Origin of the sequence: Microcystis panniformis FACHB-1757 (genome assembly GCF_001264245.1) — a bacterium.
In the GTDB taxonomy this organism is placed as follows: domain Bacteria; phylum Cyanobacteriota; class Cyanobacteriia; order Cyanobacteriales; family Microcystaceae; genus Microcystis; species Microcystis panniformis.
Genome location: NZ_CP011339.1, coordinates 3,618,999 through 3,632,531 on the forward strand (window position 1 = coordinate 3,618,999; position 13,533 = coordinate 3,632,531).

The following is a 13,533-nucleotide window of genomic DNA, read 5'->3' on the forward strand; positions in this document are numbered from 1 at the left end:
CAAACCCTAATCAGGAGTTGTCTTGGGGAATGCAGCCTATACTTTGCACGGCTACAACTTGCATTTTTTACTCAAGGACAATAATATAGTTTAAGAGTCATAATTAGAAGCAAAGCACTCATTAAAAACATGATTAACCTAGAATTCACGGAAGAAGAAAAGAACTCACTGTATTATGAAAGATTTCATCATCCCCATCCCCGGGTTCAACTGAAGATGGAAGTTCTCTGGTTAAAAAGCCAAAAGATACCGCACCAAAAAATTTGTCAGTTAGCAGGAATCTCGCCAAATACCTTATTAACCTATCTTCGCGATTATCAAGAAGGCGGAATAGAAAAATTAAAAGAAATCAACTTCTATCGCCCTAAAAGTGAATTAGAGTTTCAAAAAGAAACCCTCAAAAAATACTTCGAGAAAAATCCACCAGCCACAATAAATGAAGCTGTATATAGGATAGAAGAATTGACGGGAATAAAACGAAGTCCTACCCAAGTGAGAAAATTTTTAAAATCAATGGGAATGAAATGTTTAAAAGTAGGTTCTCTTCCTTGTAAAGCTGACCCAGATGAACAAGAGGACTACAAAGAAAAAAAGCTAGAACCCAGACTAAATGAGGCAAAAGAAGGAAAAAGGGCTGTTTTTTTTGTTGATGCCGCTCACTTCGTCATGGGAGCATTTCTCGGTTTTGTTTGGTGTTTTGAGAGACTTTTTGTTAAGTCACCGAGCGGGCGTAAACGCTTCAATGTTTTAGGAGCATTAAATGCAATAACTCATGAAGTTATTCTGGTAACATATGAAACTTATATTACGGCAACTCAAGTCTGTGAACTCCGGTCAAAAATAGCTGCTTTAGGACTAATAATTCCCATCACTCTCGTCTTAGATAATGCCCGCTATCAGAAATGTAAAATTGTTGAAGAATTGGCTCTTTCTTTGTCAATAGAGCTGCTCTATCTGCCGTCTTATTCACCTAATCTAAATTTAATTGAAAGGCTGTGGAAATTGGTCAAAAAGAAATGTTTATATGGTAAATATTATGAGAACTTTTCTGACTTTTCTTCAGCTATTTATGAATGTCTGAATGATGCCCATCTGAAACATAAAAAAGAACTGGATTCCTTGCTGACTCTACGATTTCAGAAGTTTAATAAATCTCAGATTATGAACGTCTAAAGTATATAAGATCGGCGATCACACTACAGAATCAGCGATCGCAATAAAGTTAACAATGTTGACGCTCATCAGAGTTGTACATGGTTAAGTACAATTGTTATTATAGTTCTGTCCAAATCTGGTTTGCAAAACCCGAAAGCTTCGGGGAACGCACCCTCAAGCTGCGATCGCTTGCTCAAAGTCCATAATCTTGGTGCGTTCCCAGGAATTTATTGGCGGAGTAATTAGGAATTGCATCAGGGAACGCACCCTACAAGATCGGCGATCGCCCTCTTGACTACAGCGATAGCGATCAAACTTAGGCTGGGTTAGATTTGGTTAATGCACCCGACCATATCTGCGATCGCTCTAAAGTAACCACCCCCGCTCTAATCCTTGTTCTACCCCACCTTCCCAATCTTTTGTAAGGTGATTGCGGACAGTTTGATACAGATGCCATACGACATTGGGATCAATAGGTTTCTTGTGGTAACTGTCAGCAAATCGAAATTCCCTGTCTATGTTTTTCTGTTTCCGAAAAACGTATATTTGATCAACCTCATACTTGCGGAGATTGACAGCACTGGTAAGCTTAAGCCATTCCATGACAACTATGTACAAAGAATTAGGGTTACGAGCTTTCAATTGTTCAGCAGCACGCGATGACCCTTCAAGCATTGTCTTATCCAGATACGTTTTGCATTCAATAGCTACAGCAGCTATATCAAAGTAGTGTATTTCAGAGTTTTCTTGCCAACGCGCAGTATATTCGCCCGGTTCCTCTGCAATTCTCAATTGCCCATCCTTTTCATGGTCGCGATTTGTCTTCAAATCAAGGTTTGCCGATATGGTTACCCCAATTACAAAGTCATGATCTTTGATCTCAATGCGAGCATGAGCACGTTCCATCATGCCTTGATAATTAGGTGGGGCAAAAAATATGTCCTTGAAGGCATGGGATTTGCCGATAAGTGCGTTTTCCCCAAAGTCTGCTACTAAATCACGGAACAAGTAGTACAAAAATTCTTCCAGAACAGAGGAATGAAGATTAGAGCGAGAGTCAAACTTTTCTGCATAATGTTGTTGATCAAGAAAATCTTTATACTCTTCAAGCAGAACAACACGTTGTTGAACTATTTCTTGATCCTGATCTAGGCACTTCGCAGACGGCCCAATTAACTGGGCATTGGCTAGATGCCAAGCATTGTATTTTTCTCTAATCTCAGCGAGATATTGACGGCTCTCTGCGTCCAAGTATTTCGTCTGATGTGCTTCTTTTTGAAGCAGATTGGAACCGTGTACTAACATCAAACAACTCCTTGCGTAAATGAATTGCTATCGCTCTGGCTAACAAAGGTGGAACGGCATTGCCTATTTGGTTATATTGGCATAAATGGGCATCTTCCAACCGCCCTTCGCGTTTTAGTAATTTATGGGAAGGAGTTGTTTTCTTGCCCATAAATCTGTACCAATCAGGGAATGATTGAAGGCGTGCTCCTTCTCGTGCCGTAATATTTCTGTGCTGAAAAGGATGTATAAAGTTGGCATAGAAAGAAGCGGCAATGGTATGAGACGGTTTATAAGGATGTAACCTGCGATTGTTCTGGTCATAAGCCTGATGAGACAGATTGCCATTGCCGTTACGTGTGCGTGGCATGTGTTCTGGAGGGACATCTGCGCTTGATTCCCCCCATCCTATATGTTTGAATCTTTCGACCAGACGAGGTGAATGATTCATTGCTACATGATTGAACAGCGCATTAGAATTTTCTCTTGCCCATTCCTGATAAGAATTTGTCGGTCTATGCAAATATGCCTGCACCTCGCACCCTTCACTAGCTTGTAGATTTGGCAAGTCAGATATTGCGTCCCACAAAGTTATCGCGGGGACAAGAGAAAATTCTCCCTTTGGGAATGATGATAATTGTTCATTTTGTTCTGGATAACCTGTGATATCTAGATTATGGTTTATTTGGGGTTCCCCGATTTTATCTATACCTAAATTGTTTCCGACAATGAATATTCTTTCCCTAGTTTGAGGCACACCGAAATTGGCGGCATTCAATACCCAAAGTTCTACACTGTAACCAATATTTTCAAATGTGTTTTGGATAATGTCTATCACGCGCTCATGTGCCGCATTTTTTCGTGACAATAACCCTTTTACATTCTCCATTACAAAGGCTGTAGGTTGTAAATACTCAACCCATCGAGCAAAATCAACAAACAAGCTGTTTCGAGGATCCTTTGGATCTTTTTGCGCTGGACCAGCAATACTAAAGCCTTGACAAGGTGGCCCTCCAATGATTAAGTCAGGCTTAATAGAACAAACAGACTTGATTTCATCAGGTGCTTGGAAATCACGAATATCTTTCTCTACAACAACGTGCTGTTTATCATTCTCTCTTAAGGTATCACAAGCCCATTGATCAAATTCCAGCGAGCATAATAAATCATACCCAGCCAACTTAAACCCTAGACCAAACCCACCCGCACCCGCAAAAAGGTCGATCACCTTTAACTGCTTTACATCCATTCTCAATCCCTTTTCATTTTCACCTAAAACACAACCATAATTAGAACGTGTATTCTACCACTTAAGAAGGGATTGTGGGAAGACATGGCTGCGCTAACCATCAATTATACCGCCTCCTGCGATCGAGCAACCCCCTCCATCCTACTATCCCACTTCCATCGGTCTAAAACCCCCTAAATAAAACCTAAATACCGCACTGTGGGGTTTAATCACCTCAATTTGGGCATAATTACCGCACAGAGAGGTCTAGCATTCCACTCAAGACGTGAAGACGACAATACCAAGCAATTGAGGGGGAATATCTCCCCATCTCCCCAAATCCCCATCTCCCCCCGCAACGCCCAGCAACTGGTCTCCCGAAAAAATTTTAGATTTTTTTAAGATCGACCTAAAAAATCTTGGCCATTTTTCCCAATATAGTGTAAGTTAAGAAAAGTAAAGATTTCTCACAATTCTTCTACACATCTGCTGGCCTGCTCGGATAGATGGAGAAGAGAGCGCGGAATCTTAGCAATAATATACATTTTTCGGAGAAAACCCCCATGACCATTGCTGTCGGACGCGCCCCAGAAAGAGGGCTGTTTGATGCTCTCGATGACTGGCTCAAAAGAGACCGTTTCGTCTTCATCGGTTGGTCTGGTTTACTACTCTTCCCCTGCGCCTTCATGGCCCTAGGTGGATGGTTAACCGGCACCACCTTCGTCACCTCCTGGTACACCCACGGGTTAGCCAGTTCCTATCTGGAAGGCGGCAACTTCCTGACGGTTGCCGTCTCCACCCCCGCCGATGCCTTCGGTCACTCCATCCTCTTTCTCTGGGGACCAGAAGCCCAAGGTAACTTCACCCGTTGGTGTCAAATCGGCGGTTTATGGCCCTTTGTCGCTCTCCACGGTGCTTTCGGCTTGATTGGCTTCATGCTACGTCAGTTTGAAATCGCCCGTTTGGTCGGCATTCGTCCCTACAACGCCCTCGCCTTCTCTGGCCCGATTGCGGTGTTCGTCAGTGTCTTCCTGATGTACCCCCTCGGTCAGTCTAGCTGGTTCTTTGCCCCTAGCTTCGGCGTGGCTGGTATCTTCCGTTTCATTCTTTTCTTCCAAGGCTTCCACAACTGGACTCTCAACCCCTTCCACATGATGGGTGTAGCTGGTATCCTCGGTGGTGCGCTTCTCTGTGCTATTCACGGAGCGACGGTAGAAAATACCCTGTTTGAAGACGGTGAAGGTTCCAACACTTTCCGAGCTTTTGAACCCACCCAAGCGGAAGAAACCTACTCCATGGTCACTGCGAACCGTTTCTGGTCGCAAATCTTCGGCATCGCTTTCTCCAACAAACGTTGGTTACACTTCTTCATGCTCTTTGTCCCCGTGACTGGTTTATGGATGAGTGCTGTGGGTGTGGTTGGATTAGCGCTTAATCTACGGGCCTATGACTTCGTTTCTCAGGAATTGAGAGCGGCCGAAGACCCGGAATTTGAAACCTTCTACACTAAAAATATTCTGCTTAACGAAGGTCTGAGAGCTTGGATGGCTCCCCAAGACCAACCCCACGAAAACTTTATCTTCCCTGAAGAAGTATTACCTCGCGGTAACGCTCTCTAAAGATGGCAAGAAAATTTACCGAATAGGGGGAAGGGTGAAGTTAAATCACCCTTCTTTTTTGTTGATTAAGGCATTTCAGGCAACTACTACTCATTTTCTTGATACCCCTGTAAGATAAACTAGAGAATTTCTGGGAGATAAAGACAATGTTTCGCCAAATTTTATTATCTAGTCTCGGTTTATTGCTAATTTGTCCCTTGGGGAGCGAGCCAGCAGCGGCCAGAACCACGAGAATTAATTGTGAAAGTCAAAACGGTCGCACTACTCGCTGTCCCGTCAACGCTAGATGGGCCCAAATAAGATTAATCCGTACTCGCTCCGCTGCTCCCTGTGAGGGTAATTGGGATTTCCAAAACGGCAATATTGTGGTCAGAAATGGTTGTCGGGGCGAGTTTGAGGTACGCACCGACGACCATCACGGTAATGTTGGTGGCGGTTGGGAAGGTAATGTTTACGAAGAATTTCGCCTCCCCAATATCGGTCGTTTTGTCGTTGATCGCCGCAGTTATTATGATAGTGGCAGAATTAGAGAATTTGATGCGATTGTTAATGGCAGTCGCGAGCGTTGGTGGGCCAATTGTCGTGGTGGCGAACTCGGCAGCGGTAGTCGTCGCATCCGCTCATCCCGGGAAATCGATCGAGTAGTGGACTTTGTTTGTGAGGATCGGGGTTAAATATAGAAACCAAAACTCTATCTAAAACCTTTTAAAGTTATAGTCATTTCAATTAAGATTGAGAATATCAATCCCAGAGTTCATAAGGGTTTTGTCGGTCTAGACTGTATCAGACTTATCTGAAATGACTATACTCATTTATATAGCTAGATAGCTAAAATGAGTAACTTTTGCTGAAGATAGATGGCTCTTCTAGGTTCTGTGTGAGCATGGTATAATAGTAACACAGAACAGGAGGTGGGTTATGTGGATAAATTTTGATCAACTCCTCGATTTACCAAATGTAACAGTGGTCAATTATCAAAAAATTGCTCAGACAATTTTCCTAAAGCTTGCTCTTTTAAATGAAACAATTGAATGTCCGAATTGCCATCAAACCTTAGACAGAATCAATCAGACAGAGTATAATCTAGTCAGAGACTTGTCAATATTAGGTAATCCAGTATATTTAGAAGTACCACGCCGTCAGTTTCATTGTCAAAAGTGCCAAAAGTATATCAGCGAAAGACTGAGTTTTATGAGATTAAGACAGCATCATACAATTCGCTATGAATCGATGATTTATGAGAGAGTAAAAAATTGTAGCATCGAAGAAATAAGTCGAGAAGAAGGGTTAGGATGGTCAGAAGTTGAGTTAATATTTAATCACTGTGCTAAAGAACTAGAAAAGGAAGAGTGGGAAGCACCAGAACGAATAAGCTTAGATGAATTTAGTAACTTAAAAGGACATAAAGATTTCATCACAACGGTCGTAGATATGGACAAGAAAATTTTACTAGATGTGATTAAAGGACATAAGCAAGAAGAATTAATGGAAGCCTTAAAAGCACAGCCAGACGCAGTTCGGGAGAAAGTGAAAGAAGTGAGCGTCGATATGTGGTCAGGATTTACAGCAGTGATCAAGGAATTATTTCCCAATGCTAAAATCATCTATGACCGTTTTCATGTAATGGCTATCATCAATGACGAGCTTAATAAATTGAGAAAGTTAATGGGGGTGCATGAAAAAGGATTACCTCATTTATTATGGAAGAATAAAGAGGACTTAAAGGACGAGCAAAAACAACAACTAGAAGTTATTCTGAAAGAACATCCATGCTTAGGAATAGCCTGGGAAATGAAAGAAGAAATTAGACAAATTTATCAAAGTAGTAGAACGTTCAGAGGTGCTGAGAGAAAATTGGAAAAATGGATAAGAATAGGCGGGATATTATATGAAAGTAGTGCCAGGATGATCCAGAAGCATTTGCCAGGTATTTGTAATTACTTTGAAAATCAGACAACCAACGGATTAATTGAGGGAATGAATACCAAAATAAAGCTTATTAAAAGAATGAGTTATGGATTTACCAATTTTGAACATCTTCGACTTAAGCTGTTTGCTTGCTTTAATTCATAACAAAAATTAACACACGAAAACCAGAAGAGCCGATAGATTTTAAGAACGCTATCAGGTAAGCTAAGAGGCACTTTAACCGCCTATCCTCAGATTACCTGAATCTCTCCCAATCTCTTTAAGTACCTAGGCAAAATTATTTACACATGACGATCATTGCCCCGTAAGGGTTTTAGCTCGATCGGGCAGGTAATTAATTTTGCATGACTACTTACTTTCCTCGAACAGTAGCTTGAGAAAACTAAAATCCTGAAGATAACTGCTGTAAGAAACCCGTTTTCTTGATCTGCTGCTAGAATTCAAGTAGATTGGAGGAAAATATATGGAGCCGGCAAACACCTTAGATGCTCTAATGCTCAAAACCATCATCAAGGAAAGCGTCCGCGAAGTTATGCGGGAAGAATGGTTTAAATTCTTCGAGATGCTGATTCCCTATGTGGATGATATAGAACAAGCTGACATAGAAGCAACCTTTAATCCTGTTGATTACAAAGACGACAGCTTCGTTGATGTTACAGGCTGGTTTAATCGTGAAGATCAGGATCAGTAGATCAGCCAATAAATTTTTGGAGAAACTAGATGCTAATAGCCGAAAATCTGTTTTGACTAAAATTGGTATTCCCAAAACCTGCCTTGAAACTCAAAACGTTTATCCCCCTGAAGAACTTGATATCAAAAAACTTAAAGGTGAGTTAAAAGGATTCTCCAGAATTCCTGTTGGCAAAATGCGAGTTATTTTTGAAATCGGCAAGAAGACAGACGAAATCTTTATTTATGAGATTAACTTTAGAGGCAATATTTACGATTAATTAAGCGATTAGCAACGTTCGCATTTACCAATTATTTTCGATACTTCTTTCCGCAGCTATCTAACTTTCATAGGTTAATTTAGCCAATACTGCTTCTTCTTCGTCAGCAAAGTCTCCAGCTTCAACTTGGGCCACTGCTTTCTTAGTTTTCTCGCCAGCAGCCAGAATAATCAACCGATCTGGACGATTACTAGGCTTCTGGCATAATTGACTTTTGAGAGTTCAAAAATGGGAAAATAGGGATGAAGTTGCCTAAAATCTCTTTATGCTTAGTTCTCCTGACTACTGGCTCCTCTCTCTGAGGTTTACTGGTCACTGATCACTGATTACTGATTACTGATTACTGATTACTGATTACTGATTAGAGAATACCCGCGTTAGAAAGACCGAGAACCAGTCCCGCACCGAGAATATGGCCAAAACTCATGGTAGCCAATAATTCCGGCAGACCGAAGCTTTTTTTCGAGGCTAACTGCGGCAAGGGTAAAGCAGGACCTGCTCCGGTATTTTGGATGGCAAAATAACCGATAACGAACGCTACTAGGTTAGCTAACGTCATGGTAATGCCGACGGATAAATTCCAGGGAATGGTTTGAGCGGTGGCTAAAAGTAAGGTGGAAGGGATCATTGGCGCTCCAGTCTTGATAAAATTTTGTTAACCACAGGGCATTATAAAAAGCTCTTGACCCGAAACTGTTTTTTGTTTGAATACTTAACAGTTTTTGTAACGTTTTGCGAATAAGATTAAATGCGAATTAAAATTTGCGGCATTACCCAACCAGACCAAGGACAAGCGATCGCTAATTTAGGAGCTACGGCTTTAGGTTTTATACTCGTACCTAGTTCGCCTCGTTACGTCAAAATCGAGCAAATTAACGCTATTACCGCCGCAATACCCGACAAAATTGATTTTATCGGTGTTTTTGCCGACGAGCAACCGGAAATTATTCAGCAAATAATTGTTAAAACCCCCTTGACAAGTGTGCAGTTACATGGTAGGGAATCTCCCGAATATTGCCAAAGGCTGCGGCAATTATTACCCGACCGGGAAATTATCAAGGCTTTGCGGATCAAAGACAGAGAAAGTTGGGAAAAGTCGGCAATTTACTTCAATAGCGTCGATACTTTGCTTTTAGATGCCTACCATCCCCAATTACTCGGCGGTACGGGACATACCTTAGACTGGCAAGCCTTAGCCAGTTTTTCGCCCCCCTTGCCCTGGTTTCTGGCCGGAGGACTCAACCCCGATAATATTAGTGAAGCTTTAACCAGGCTGCACCCCCAGGGTATTGATGTGTCTAGCGGCGTTGAGCGATCGCCTGGTGATAAAGACCTCAAAAAAGTCGCCCTCTTGTTAGAGCGACTGCAAAAAATCAGTGATCAGTGATCAGTTAGAAGGTTTTGGGTGTTGGGGTTTTAGGGTTTTAGGGTGTTGGGGTGGTCACTGCGTGCGCGTTCTGGGGGGTTTTGGGGTTTTAGTTGAATTCCCCCATTTCCCCATTCCCCCATTTCCCCATTCCCCCATTTCCTCATTTCCCCATTCCCCCATTTCCCTGACTAGAAGAAATTAGGTTTATGACGGATCAGGTTAAGATACTCCTCGCGGGTTTTCTGCTCGTCTTGGAAGACTCCTAACATGGCACTGGTGACAGTCCAAGATCCCGGTTTCTGCACCCCGCGCATCACCATGCACATATGGGTTGCTTCCATGACTACCGCAACCCCTTGGGGGTCGAGAATTTCTTGAATCGCTTCGGCAATCTGACGGGTGAGGCGCTCTTGGACCTGTAAACGACGGGAATACATTTCCACAATGCGGGCCAATTTACTTAATCCGACCACCTTTTGGTTAGGAATATAGGCAACGTGGGCCCGCCCCATGAAGGGTAACATATGATGTTCACAGAGACTAAAGAAGTCAATATCGCGCACTAACACCATCTCATTATGACCTTCATCGAAGATCGCACCATTAACGAGGGTTTCTAGGGATTGTTGATAGCCTTGGGTGAGAAACTGCATCGCTTCGGCCACCCGTTTGGGGGTTTTTAATAAACCTTCTCTTTCGGGATCTTCTCCCACCGAGATCAGGATATTTCTGACCGCATCCATCATCTGTTCTTTGTTTTCGTCGGAAGTCGGATGAATTTGAGCGGTTTTGCCATTGTGGGTGTTGCGATCGGGGCGAGTGGTCACGCGTGCTTGAATAGCGTCGGTTAGATTACCGTTTAAACCGTTAGAAGAAGCTATGGTCATAATGAAGAGGCCTGTAGGCGAATTGATCGATAAATAGAAGTATTTTGGGTTATAATGCCCCCGCACTGGGCATAATGGTCATCGTTTCCACTACAGCCTGTTTGGGCAGTAACACCGCTTGCAGAATGGCCTGAGCGATGATATCTGGGGTTAACATGGCCGAGCGATCGAAATCTGCTTTGACGCTATCGCTGTCCCAGATGGGAGTATTGACAGCACCGGGGGTGATAATCGTGACGCGAATGGCGTTGACCCGCTCCTCGATCGCTAAAATGCGAGAAAATGCCACTAATGCCGCTTTGCTGACACTATAGGCCCCCCAATCAGGAAAAAAATTATCGGCGGCGATCGAGGAAACGTTAATAATCGTGCCTCCTCCCTGTTGACGCATGGCAGGTAAAATCCCCTGCACACACTGGTAAACACTGGTTAAATTCAGGTCGATCACCCGCTGCCAGTCTGACAAAGGTGTGTCAGCTAAGGGATTTGTGTAACCCATGCCAGCATTATTGATCAGGATATCGATCGGTCCGGATTCTTGGGCGATTTTAGCGATCCTAGAAGCTACTTCCGGTATATCTGCCAAATCTAAGGGGTAAGCTTGGGCTGATACGCCTAAATCTGCCGCCATTGCCGCCACGGCTGCCAATTTTTGCTGATTGCGACCGATTAAAACCAGATTAATTCCCGCCTTGGCGAAAGCGAGGGCGGTTTCTTTGCCGATGCCGCTACTGGCTCCAGTGATCAGCGCTCGCTGTTGACGAATAACAGAGTTCATGGTATAATCTGAAATCTCTTAATTCCGGGTAGTTAGGGCAAAATTTTGGCGGTTAGGGGAACCCTAGAAAGGTTTAAGGCAGTTGGGTTGGATCGGAGCAATTTTTCTCGCACCAAAATTGCCGCGTCCACCTGGGGCGGGGGGAAGCATTGACTATCGGGTAGGTTCAAGATTTAAGAATCGTTACAAAATTTTACCTAGCCAATTATAGCACTGTTAAGTCAGGGATCACTAATCTTTGTGTATATTCAGATATCTAACCAGCGAGGGGAAAAAGCGGACTGGTTGGCGAGAATTCTTGAGGCTGCCTTGAAACTCCCTCCTCCTGCGCTGAAAACTACTCACCGGAGGAGATGGCAGCGGTGGGTTGAGTGCGATTGACAATTACCACTCGATCGCCGACAACGGGACTTCTAGCGAGGAGAATTCCCTCGTTATCCTTCATTTCCAAGCGACGAAAATCAAGACTTTGGCAACGTTGAAAAACCGAATTAGCCAATTTATCCTGTTGTGATGCCTCCAGACTATACCAATTATCGCCCAAAATAACTACTAGACGACTAGCCAAAAAATCCGCTTCTACGGTAGAAATAATCCCGGCGGGATAACGAGTAGTTAAATCGGTAATTTCCGCTTGAATGGCTGCGACTAAACTTTGTTCGGGAGTTAATCGCGGTTTTGCTTTGGTAATCGGGACGGGAATCGGTGCCTCTGGTGCGATTAATTCTGGGGGAGTTTCGATAATTTCCCCGGCTGCCGGGGAAGGACTAGAGACAACTTCAGGCATATTTTCGGCAATTTCCGCCGGATTTTTCGGTAAACTGACCACAGCTACTAATAGGATAGTGACTAAACTTCCTGTTAACAAGCCGGTAATTAACCAATCGGGAATTTTTTCGCTAATTCCCCCAGGTAAAAGTCGGCGAATTTTGCTCAAAATCGTCGTCCACCACCCTTCCACCTGCTCGAAATCTGGTAAAATATCGTCGATTCCCTCCGCTGCTTCGATTGGAGAATCTGCGGTTAAACTTTGCTCAACTCCTGCGAATTCGTCTGGTTTTAAAGCAGCGGCTAACTGTTGCGTTGAGTTAAGAAGATTATCAACAGCAACTTTTGGGGGTAACACTATCCCCGTTCCCGTGTTAAGTTGGGAAACGATCGAATTTAACTGCTCGATCGCCTCTTGTAGCCGGATCACCGTTTCTGCTTGGCTGAAATTCTCTCGCTCATTTGGTTGAGTCATAATTAATTCTTCTTAACCCGCTGCCATTCTTTTTCAAAATATCATTCTATGCGCCGTTTTCTCGGTTTTTTAACCAGTATTTTCCTTGTCTTCCTGACTGCTTGTGGTAGTGTCACTCCCCCGCAAGAATTTGCCCCCGACGGAGAAATCGTCGCCAAAGCCCTTTTATTACAATTTCGTCACACATCCGATCGCCTTAGTCAATCTTTACATATCGATGATCCGCAGGTAAAAATTGCTAAAATTAATGTCACCAGTCTGGAACCGCTTTATGTGGGCAATTTGCCCGCTTATCACTTGCAGGGAGATTACGATCTAACTCTACAATTGCCCCATCAAAAAGATACCAAACAACACAACAATTTTGATCTTTATTTACAAAGACAGATCGAGGGTAAAACTTGGCGTTTACTGGAAGAAGTTGCCTCACAATGGCGCAGCTATTTAGTGAAATAACCGGAAAAAGCCCGGGGGTTTTGCTATAGTCTATGATCATCGAAAATTTTGGGTCTGAAACCCCGTCGTTCTAGGTTGGCTTTACTGTTAAGTAGTCGTGCAAAATTAATTTCCTAGTGAAGAAAGGCAAAAGGCAAAAGGCAAGAGGTGGTTAGATATGTGTAATTAATTTTGCTTAGGTACTTACCAGTAACAGATAAAGCCATTGGAATTGACTTAGGAATTAGTAGCCTCGTGATTACCAGCGATGGCGACAAAGTATCTAATCCTAAGCATTTTTAAAAGCATTATCGGAGACTGCGAAAAGACCCAAAAAGCCTTTCTAGGAAGAAAAAAGGCTCAAAGAATCGAGAAAAAGCGAGAATCAAAGTAGCCAGAATTCCCGCTCAAATCACCGATAGCAGAAAAGACCATTTACACAAGCTAACCACTCAATTAGTTCGGGAAAACCAAACTATTGTGGTTGAGAATTTAGCCGTCAAGAATCTGGTCAAAAACCCGAAATTATCTCAGGCAATATCTGATGTAAGCTGGGGAGAAATCACCCGACAATTAGCCTATAAATGCCGTTGGTATGGGAGAAACTACATCGAAATAGATAGGGTTTGCTGAATAAATCTAAAAACCTTGTTGGA

General features: G+C 43.0%; 15 protein-coding genes and 1 pseudogene. 9 read left to right on the forward strand and 7 right to left on the reverse strand.

All coding sequences use genetic code 11. From position 1 onward, the window contains the following. The first annotated feature begins 129 nt into the window (after positions 1-129). Positions 130-1,173, forward strand: coding sequence for an IS630 family transposase (locus tag VL20_RS17420; RefSeq protein ID WP_052277260.1), 1,044 nt, complete (start codon positions 130-132; stop codon positions 1,171-1,173). 348 nt (positions 1,174-1,521) lie between these two features. On the opposite strand, the gene VL20_RS17425 is transcribed toward VL20_RS17420, so the two are convergent. Continuing rightward, entirely contained in the window at positions 1,522-2,406 is an 885-nt protein-coding gene (locus tag VL20_RS17425) for a Bpu10I family restriction endonuclease (protein WP_284525834.1), read from the reverse strand. Further along, on the reverse strand, positions 2,375-3,688 hold the full coding sequence (locus VL20_RS17430; RefSeq protein ID WP_249264989.1) for a DNA cytosine methyltransferase: 1,314 nt from the start codon (positions 3,686-3,688) through the stop codon (positions 2,375-2,377). Before VL20_RS17430 ends, VL20_RS17425 begins: the two co-directional genes overlap by 32 nt. A 542-nt stretch (positions 3,689-4,230) precedes the next feature. Here VL20_RS17430 and psbD point away from each other — a divergent pair. The 5 genes from psbD to VL20_RS17455 all read left to right on the forward strand — a co-directional run bounded on the left by psbD (position 4,231) and on the right by VL20_RS17455 (position 8,165). Continuing rightward, positions 4,231-5,286 (forward strand): photosystem II D2 protein (photosystem q(a) protein), encoded by a 1,056-nt coding sequence (psbD, locus tag VL20_RS17435; RefSeq protein ID WP_002737445.1) that lies wholly within the window; start codon positions 4,231-4,233, stop codon positions 5,284-5,286. 146 nt (positions 5,287-5,432) lie between these two features. Then, positions 5,433-5,960 carry a DUF3011 domain-containing protein gene (locus VL20_RS17440; RefSeq protein WP_052277262.1) on the forward strand — a complete coding sequence of 176 codons (528 nt, stop codon included), beginning with the start codon at positions 5,433-5,435 and terminating at the stop codon, positions 5,958-5,960. A 244-nt stretch (positions 5,961-6,204) separates the two neighbouring features. After that, complete coding sequence (locus tag VL20_RS17445) at positions 6,205-7,359, forward strand: ISL3 family transposase (protein ID WP_052275466.1); 1,155 nt, start codon at positions 6,205-6,207, stop codon at positions 7,357-7,359. Between the two features lie 319 nt (positions 7,360-7,678). Then, positions 7,679-7,906, forward strand: a complete 228-nt coding sequence (locus VL20_RS17450) for a hypothetical protein (protein ID WP_052277263.1) — start codon at positions 7,679-7,681, stop codon at positions 7,904-7,906. After that, complete coding sequence (locus tag VL20_RS17455; protein WP_052277264.1) at positions 7,866-8,165, forward strand: type II toxin-antitoxin system RelE family toxin; 300 nt, start codon at positions 7,866-7,868, stop codon at positions 8,163-8,165. Before VL20_RS17450 ends, VL20_RS17455 begins: the two co-directional genes overlap by 41 nt. Positions 8,166-8,225: 60 nt before the next feature. On the opposite strand, the gene VL20_RS17460 is transcribed toward VL20_RS17455, so the two are convergent. Together VL20_RS17460 and psaK are read right to left on the reverse strand one after the other, a co-directional pair. After that, the gene (locus VL20_RS17460; RefSeq protein ID WP_052277265.1) at positions 8,226-8,339 is read right to left on the reverse strand and encodes a hypothetical protein; all 114 of its coding nucleotides are present in this window, start codon (positions 8,337-8,339) and stop codon (positions 8,226-8,228) included. Between the two features lie 187 nt (positions 8,340-8,526). Next, positions 8,527-8,793: a photosystem I reaction center subunit PsaK gene (gene psaK / locus VL20_RS17465; protein ID WP_002736399.1), complete on the reverse strand. Its 267-nt coding sequence runs from the start codon at positions 8,791-8,793 to the stop codon at positions 8,527-8,529. 120 nt (positions 8,794-8,913) lie between these two features. Between psaK and VL20_RS17470 the strand changes: the two genes are divergently transcribed. Further along, entirely contained in the window at positions 8,914-9,552 is a 639-nt protein-coding gene (locus VL20_RS17470) for a phosphoribosylanthranilate isomerase (protein WP_052277266.1), read from the forward strand. Positions 9,553-9,722: 170 nt separating this feature from the next. Here the strand turns inward: VL20_RS17470 and folE are convergent, their stop codons facing one another. The 3 genes from folE to VL20_RS17485 all read right to left on the reverse strand — a co-directional run bounded on the left by folE (position 9,723) and on the right by VL20_RS17485 (position 12,442). Next, positions 9,723-10,421: a GTP cyclohydrolase I FolE gene (gene folE / locus VL20_RS17475; RefSeq protein ID WP_002738197.1), complete on the reverse strand. Its 699-nt coding sequence runs from the start codon at positions 10,419-10,421 to the stop codon at positions 9,723-9,725. Positions 10,422-10,470: 49 nt separating this feature from the next. Continuing rightward, on the reverse strand, positions 10,471-11,199 hold the full coding sequence (locus VL20_RS17480; RefSeq protein WP_052277267.1) for an SDR family oxidoreductase: 729 nt from the start codon (positions 11,197-11,199) through the stop codon (positions 10,471-10,473). Between the two features lie 337 nt (positions 11,200-11,536). After that, positions 11,537-12,442: a hypothetical protein gene (locus VL20_RS17485; protein ID WP_052277268.1), complete on the reverse strand. Its 906-nt coding sequence runs from the start codon at positions 12,440-12,442 to the stop codon at positions 11,537-11,539. A 48-nt stretch (positions 12,443-12,490) separates the two neighbouring features. On the opposite strand from VL20_RS17485, the gene VL20_RS17490 reads away from it, so the two are divergent. Beyond that, on the forward strand, positions 12,491-12,898 hold the full coding sequence (locus VL20_RS17490; protein WP_002756869.1) for a hypothetical protein: 408 nt from the start codon (positions 12,491-12,493) through the stop codon (positions 12,896-12,898). Between the two features lie 174 nt (positions 12,899-13,072). Next, positions 13,073-13,501: pseudogene (locus VL20_RS29230) on the forward strand (RNA-guided endonuclease TnpB family protein); the annotation flags it as partial. Positions 13,502-13,533 lie beyond the last annotated feature (32 nt).

Excerpts from the sequence above, each read along its gene's own strand:
- VL20_RS17420 (WP_052277260.1), top strand. The coding sequence starts at position 130 with ATGATTAACCTAGAATTCACGGAAGAAGAAAAGAACTCACTGTATTAT.
- VL20_RS17430 (WP_249264989.1), bottom strand. The coding sequence starts at position 3,688 with ATGGATGTAAAGCAGTTAAAGGTGATCGACCTTTTTGCGGGTGCGGGT.
- psbD (WP_002737445.1), top strand. The coding sequence starts at position 4,231 with ATGACCATTGCTGTCGGACGCGCCCCAGAAAGAGGGCTGTTTGATGCT.
- VL20_RS17440 (WP_052277262.1), top strand. The coding sequence starts at position 5,433 with ATGTTTCGCCAAATTTTATTATCTAGTCTCGGTTTATTGCTAATTTGT.
- VL20_RS17445 (WP_052275466.1), top strand. The coding sequence starts at position 6,205 with ATGTGGATAAATTTTGATCAACTCCTCGATTTACCAAATGTAACAGTG.
- VL20_RS17450 (WP_052277263.1), top strand. The coding sequence starts at position 7,679 with ATGGAGCCGGCAAACACCTTAGATGCTCTAATGCTCAAAACCATCATC.
- VL20_RS17455 (WP_052277264.1), top strand. The coding sequence starts at position 7,866 with ATGTTACAGGCTGGTTTAATCGTGAAGATCAGGATCAGTAGATCAGCC.
- psaK (WP_002736399.1), bottom strand. The coding sequence starts at position 8,793 with ATGATCCCTTCCACCTTACTTTTAGCCACCGCTCAAACCATTCCCTGG.
- VL20_RS17470 (WP_052277266.1), top strand. The coding sequence starts at position 8,914 with ATGCGAATTAAAATTTGCGGCATTACCCAACCAGACCAAGGACAAGCG.
- folE (WP_002738197.1), bottom strand. The coding sequence starts at position 10,421 with ATGACCATAGCTTCTTCTAACGGTTTAAACGGTAATCTAACCGACGCT.
- VL20_RS17480 (WP_052277267.1), bottom strand. The coding sequence starts at position 11,199 with ATGAACTCTGTTATTCGTCAACAGCGAGCGCTGATCACTGGAGCCAGT.
- VL20_RS17485 (WP_052277268.1), bottom strand. The coding sequence starts at position 12,442 with ATGACTCAACCAAATGAGCGAGAGAATTTCAGCCAAGCAGAAACGGTG.
- VL20_RS17490 (WP_002756869.1), top strand. The coding sequence starts at position 12,491 with ATGCGCCGTTTTCTCGGTTTTTTAACCAGTATTTTCCTTGTCTTCCTG.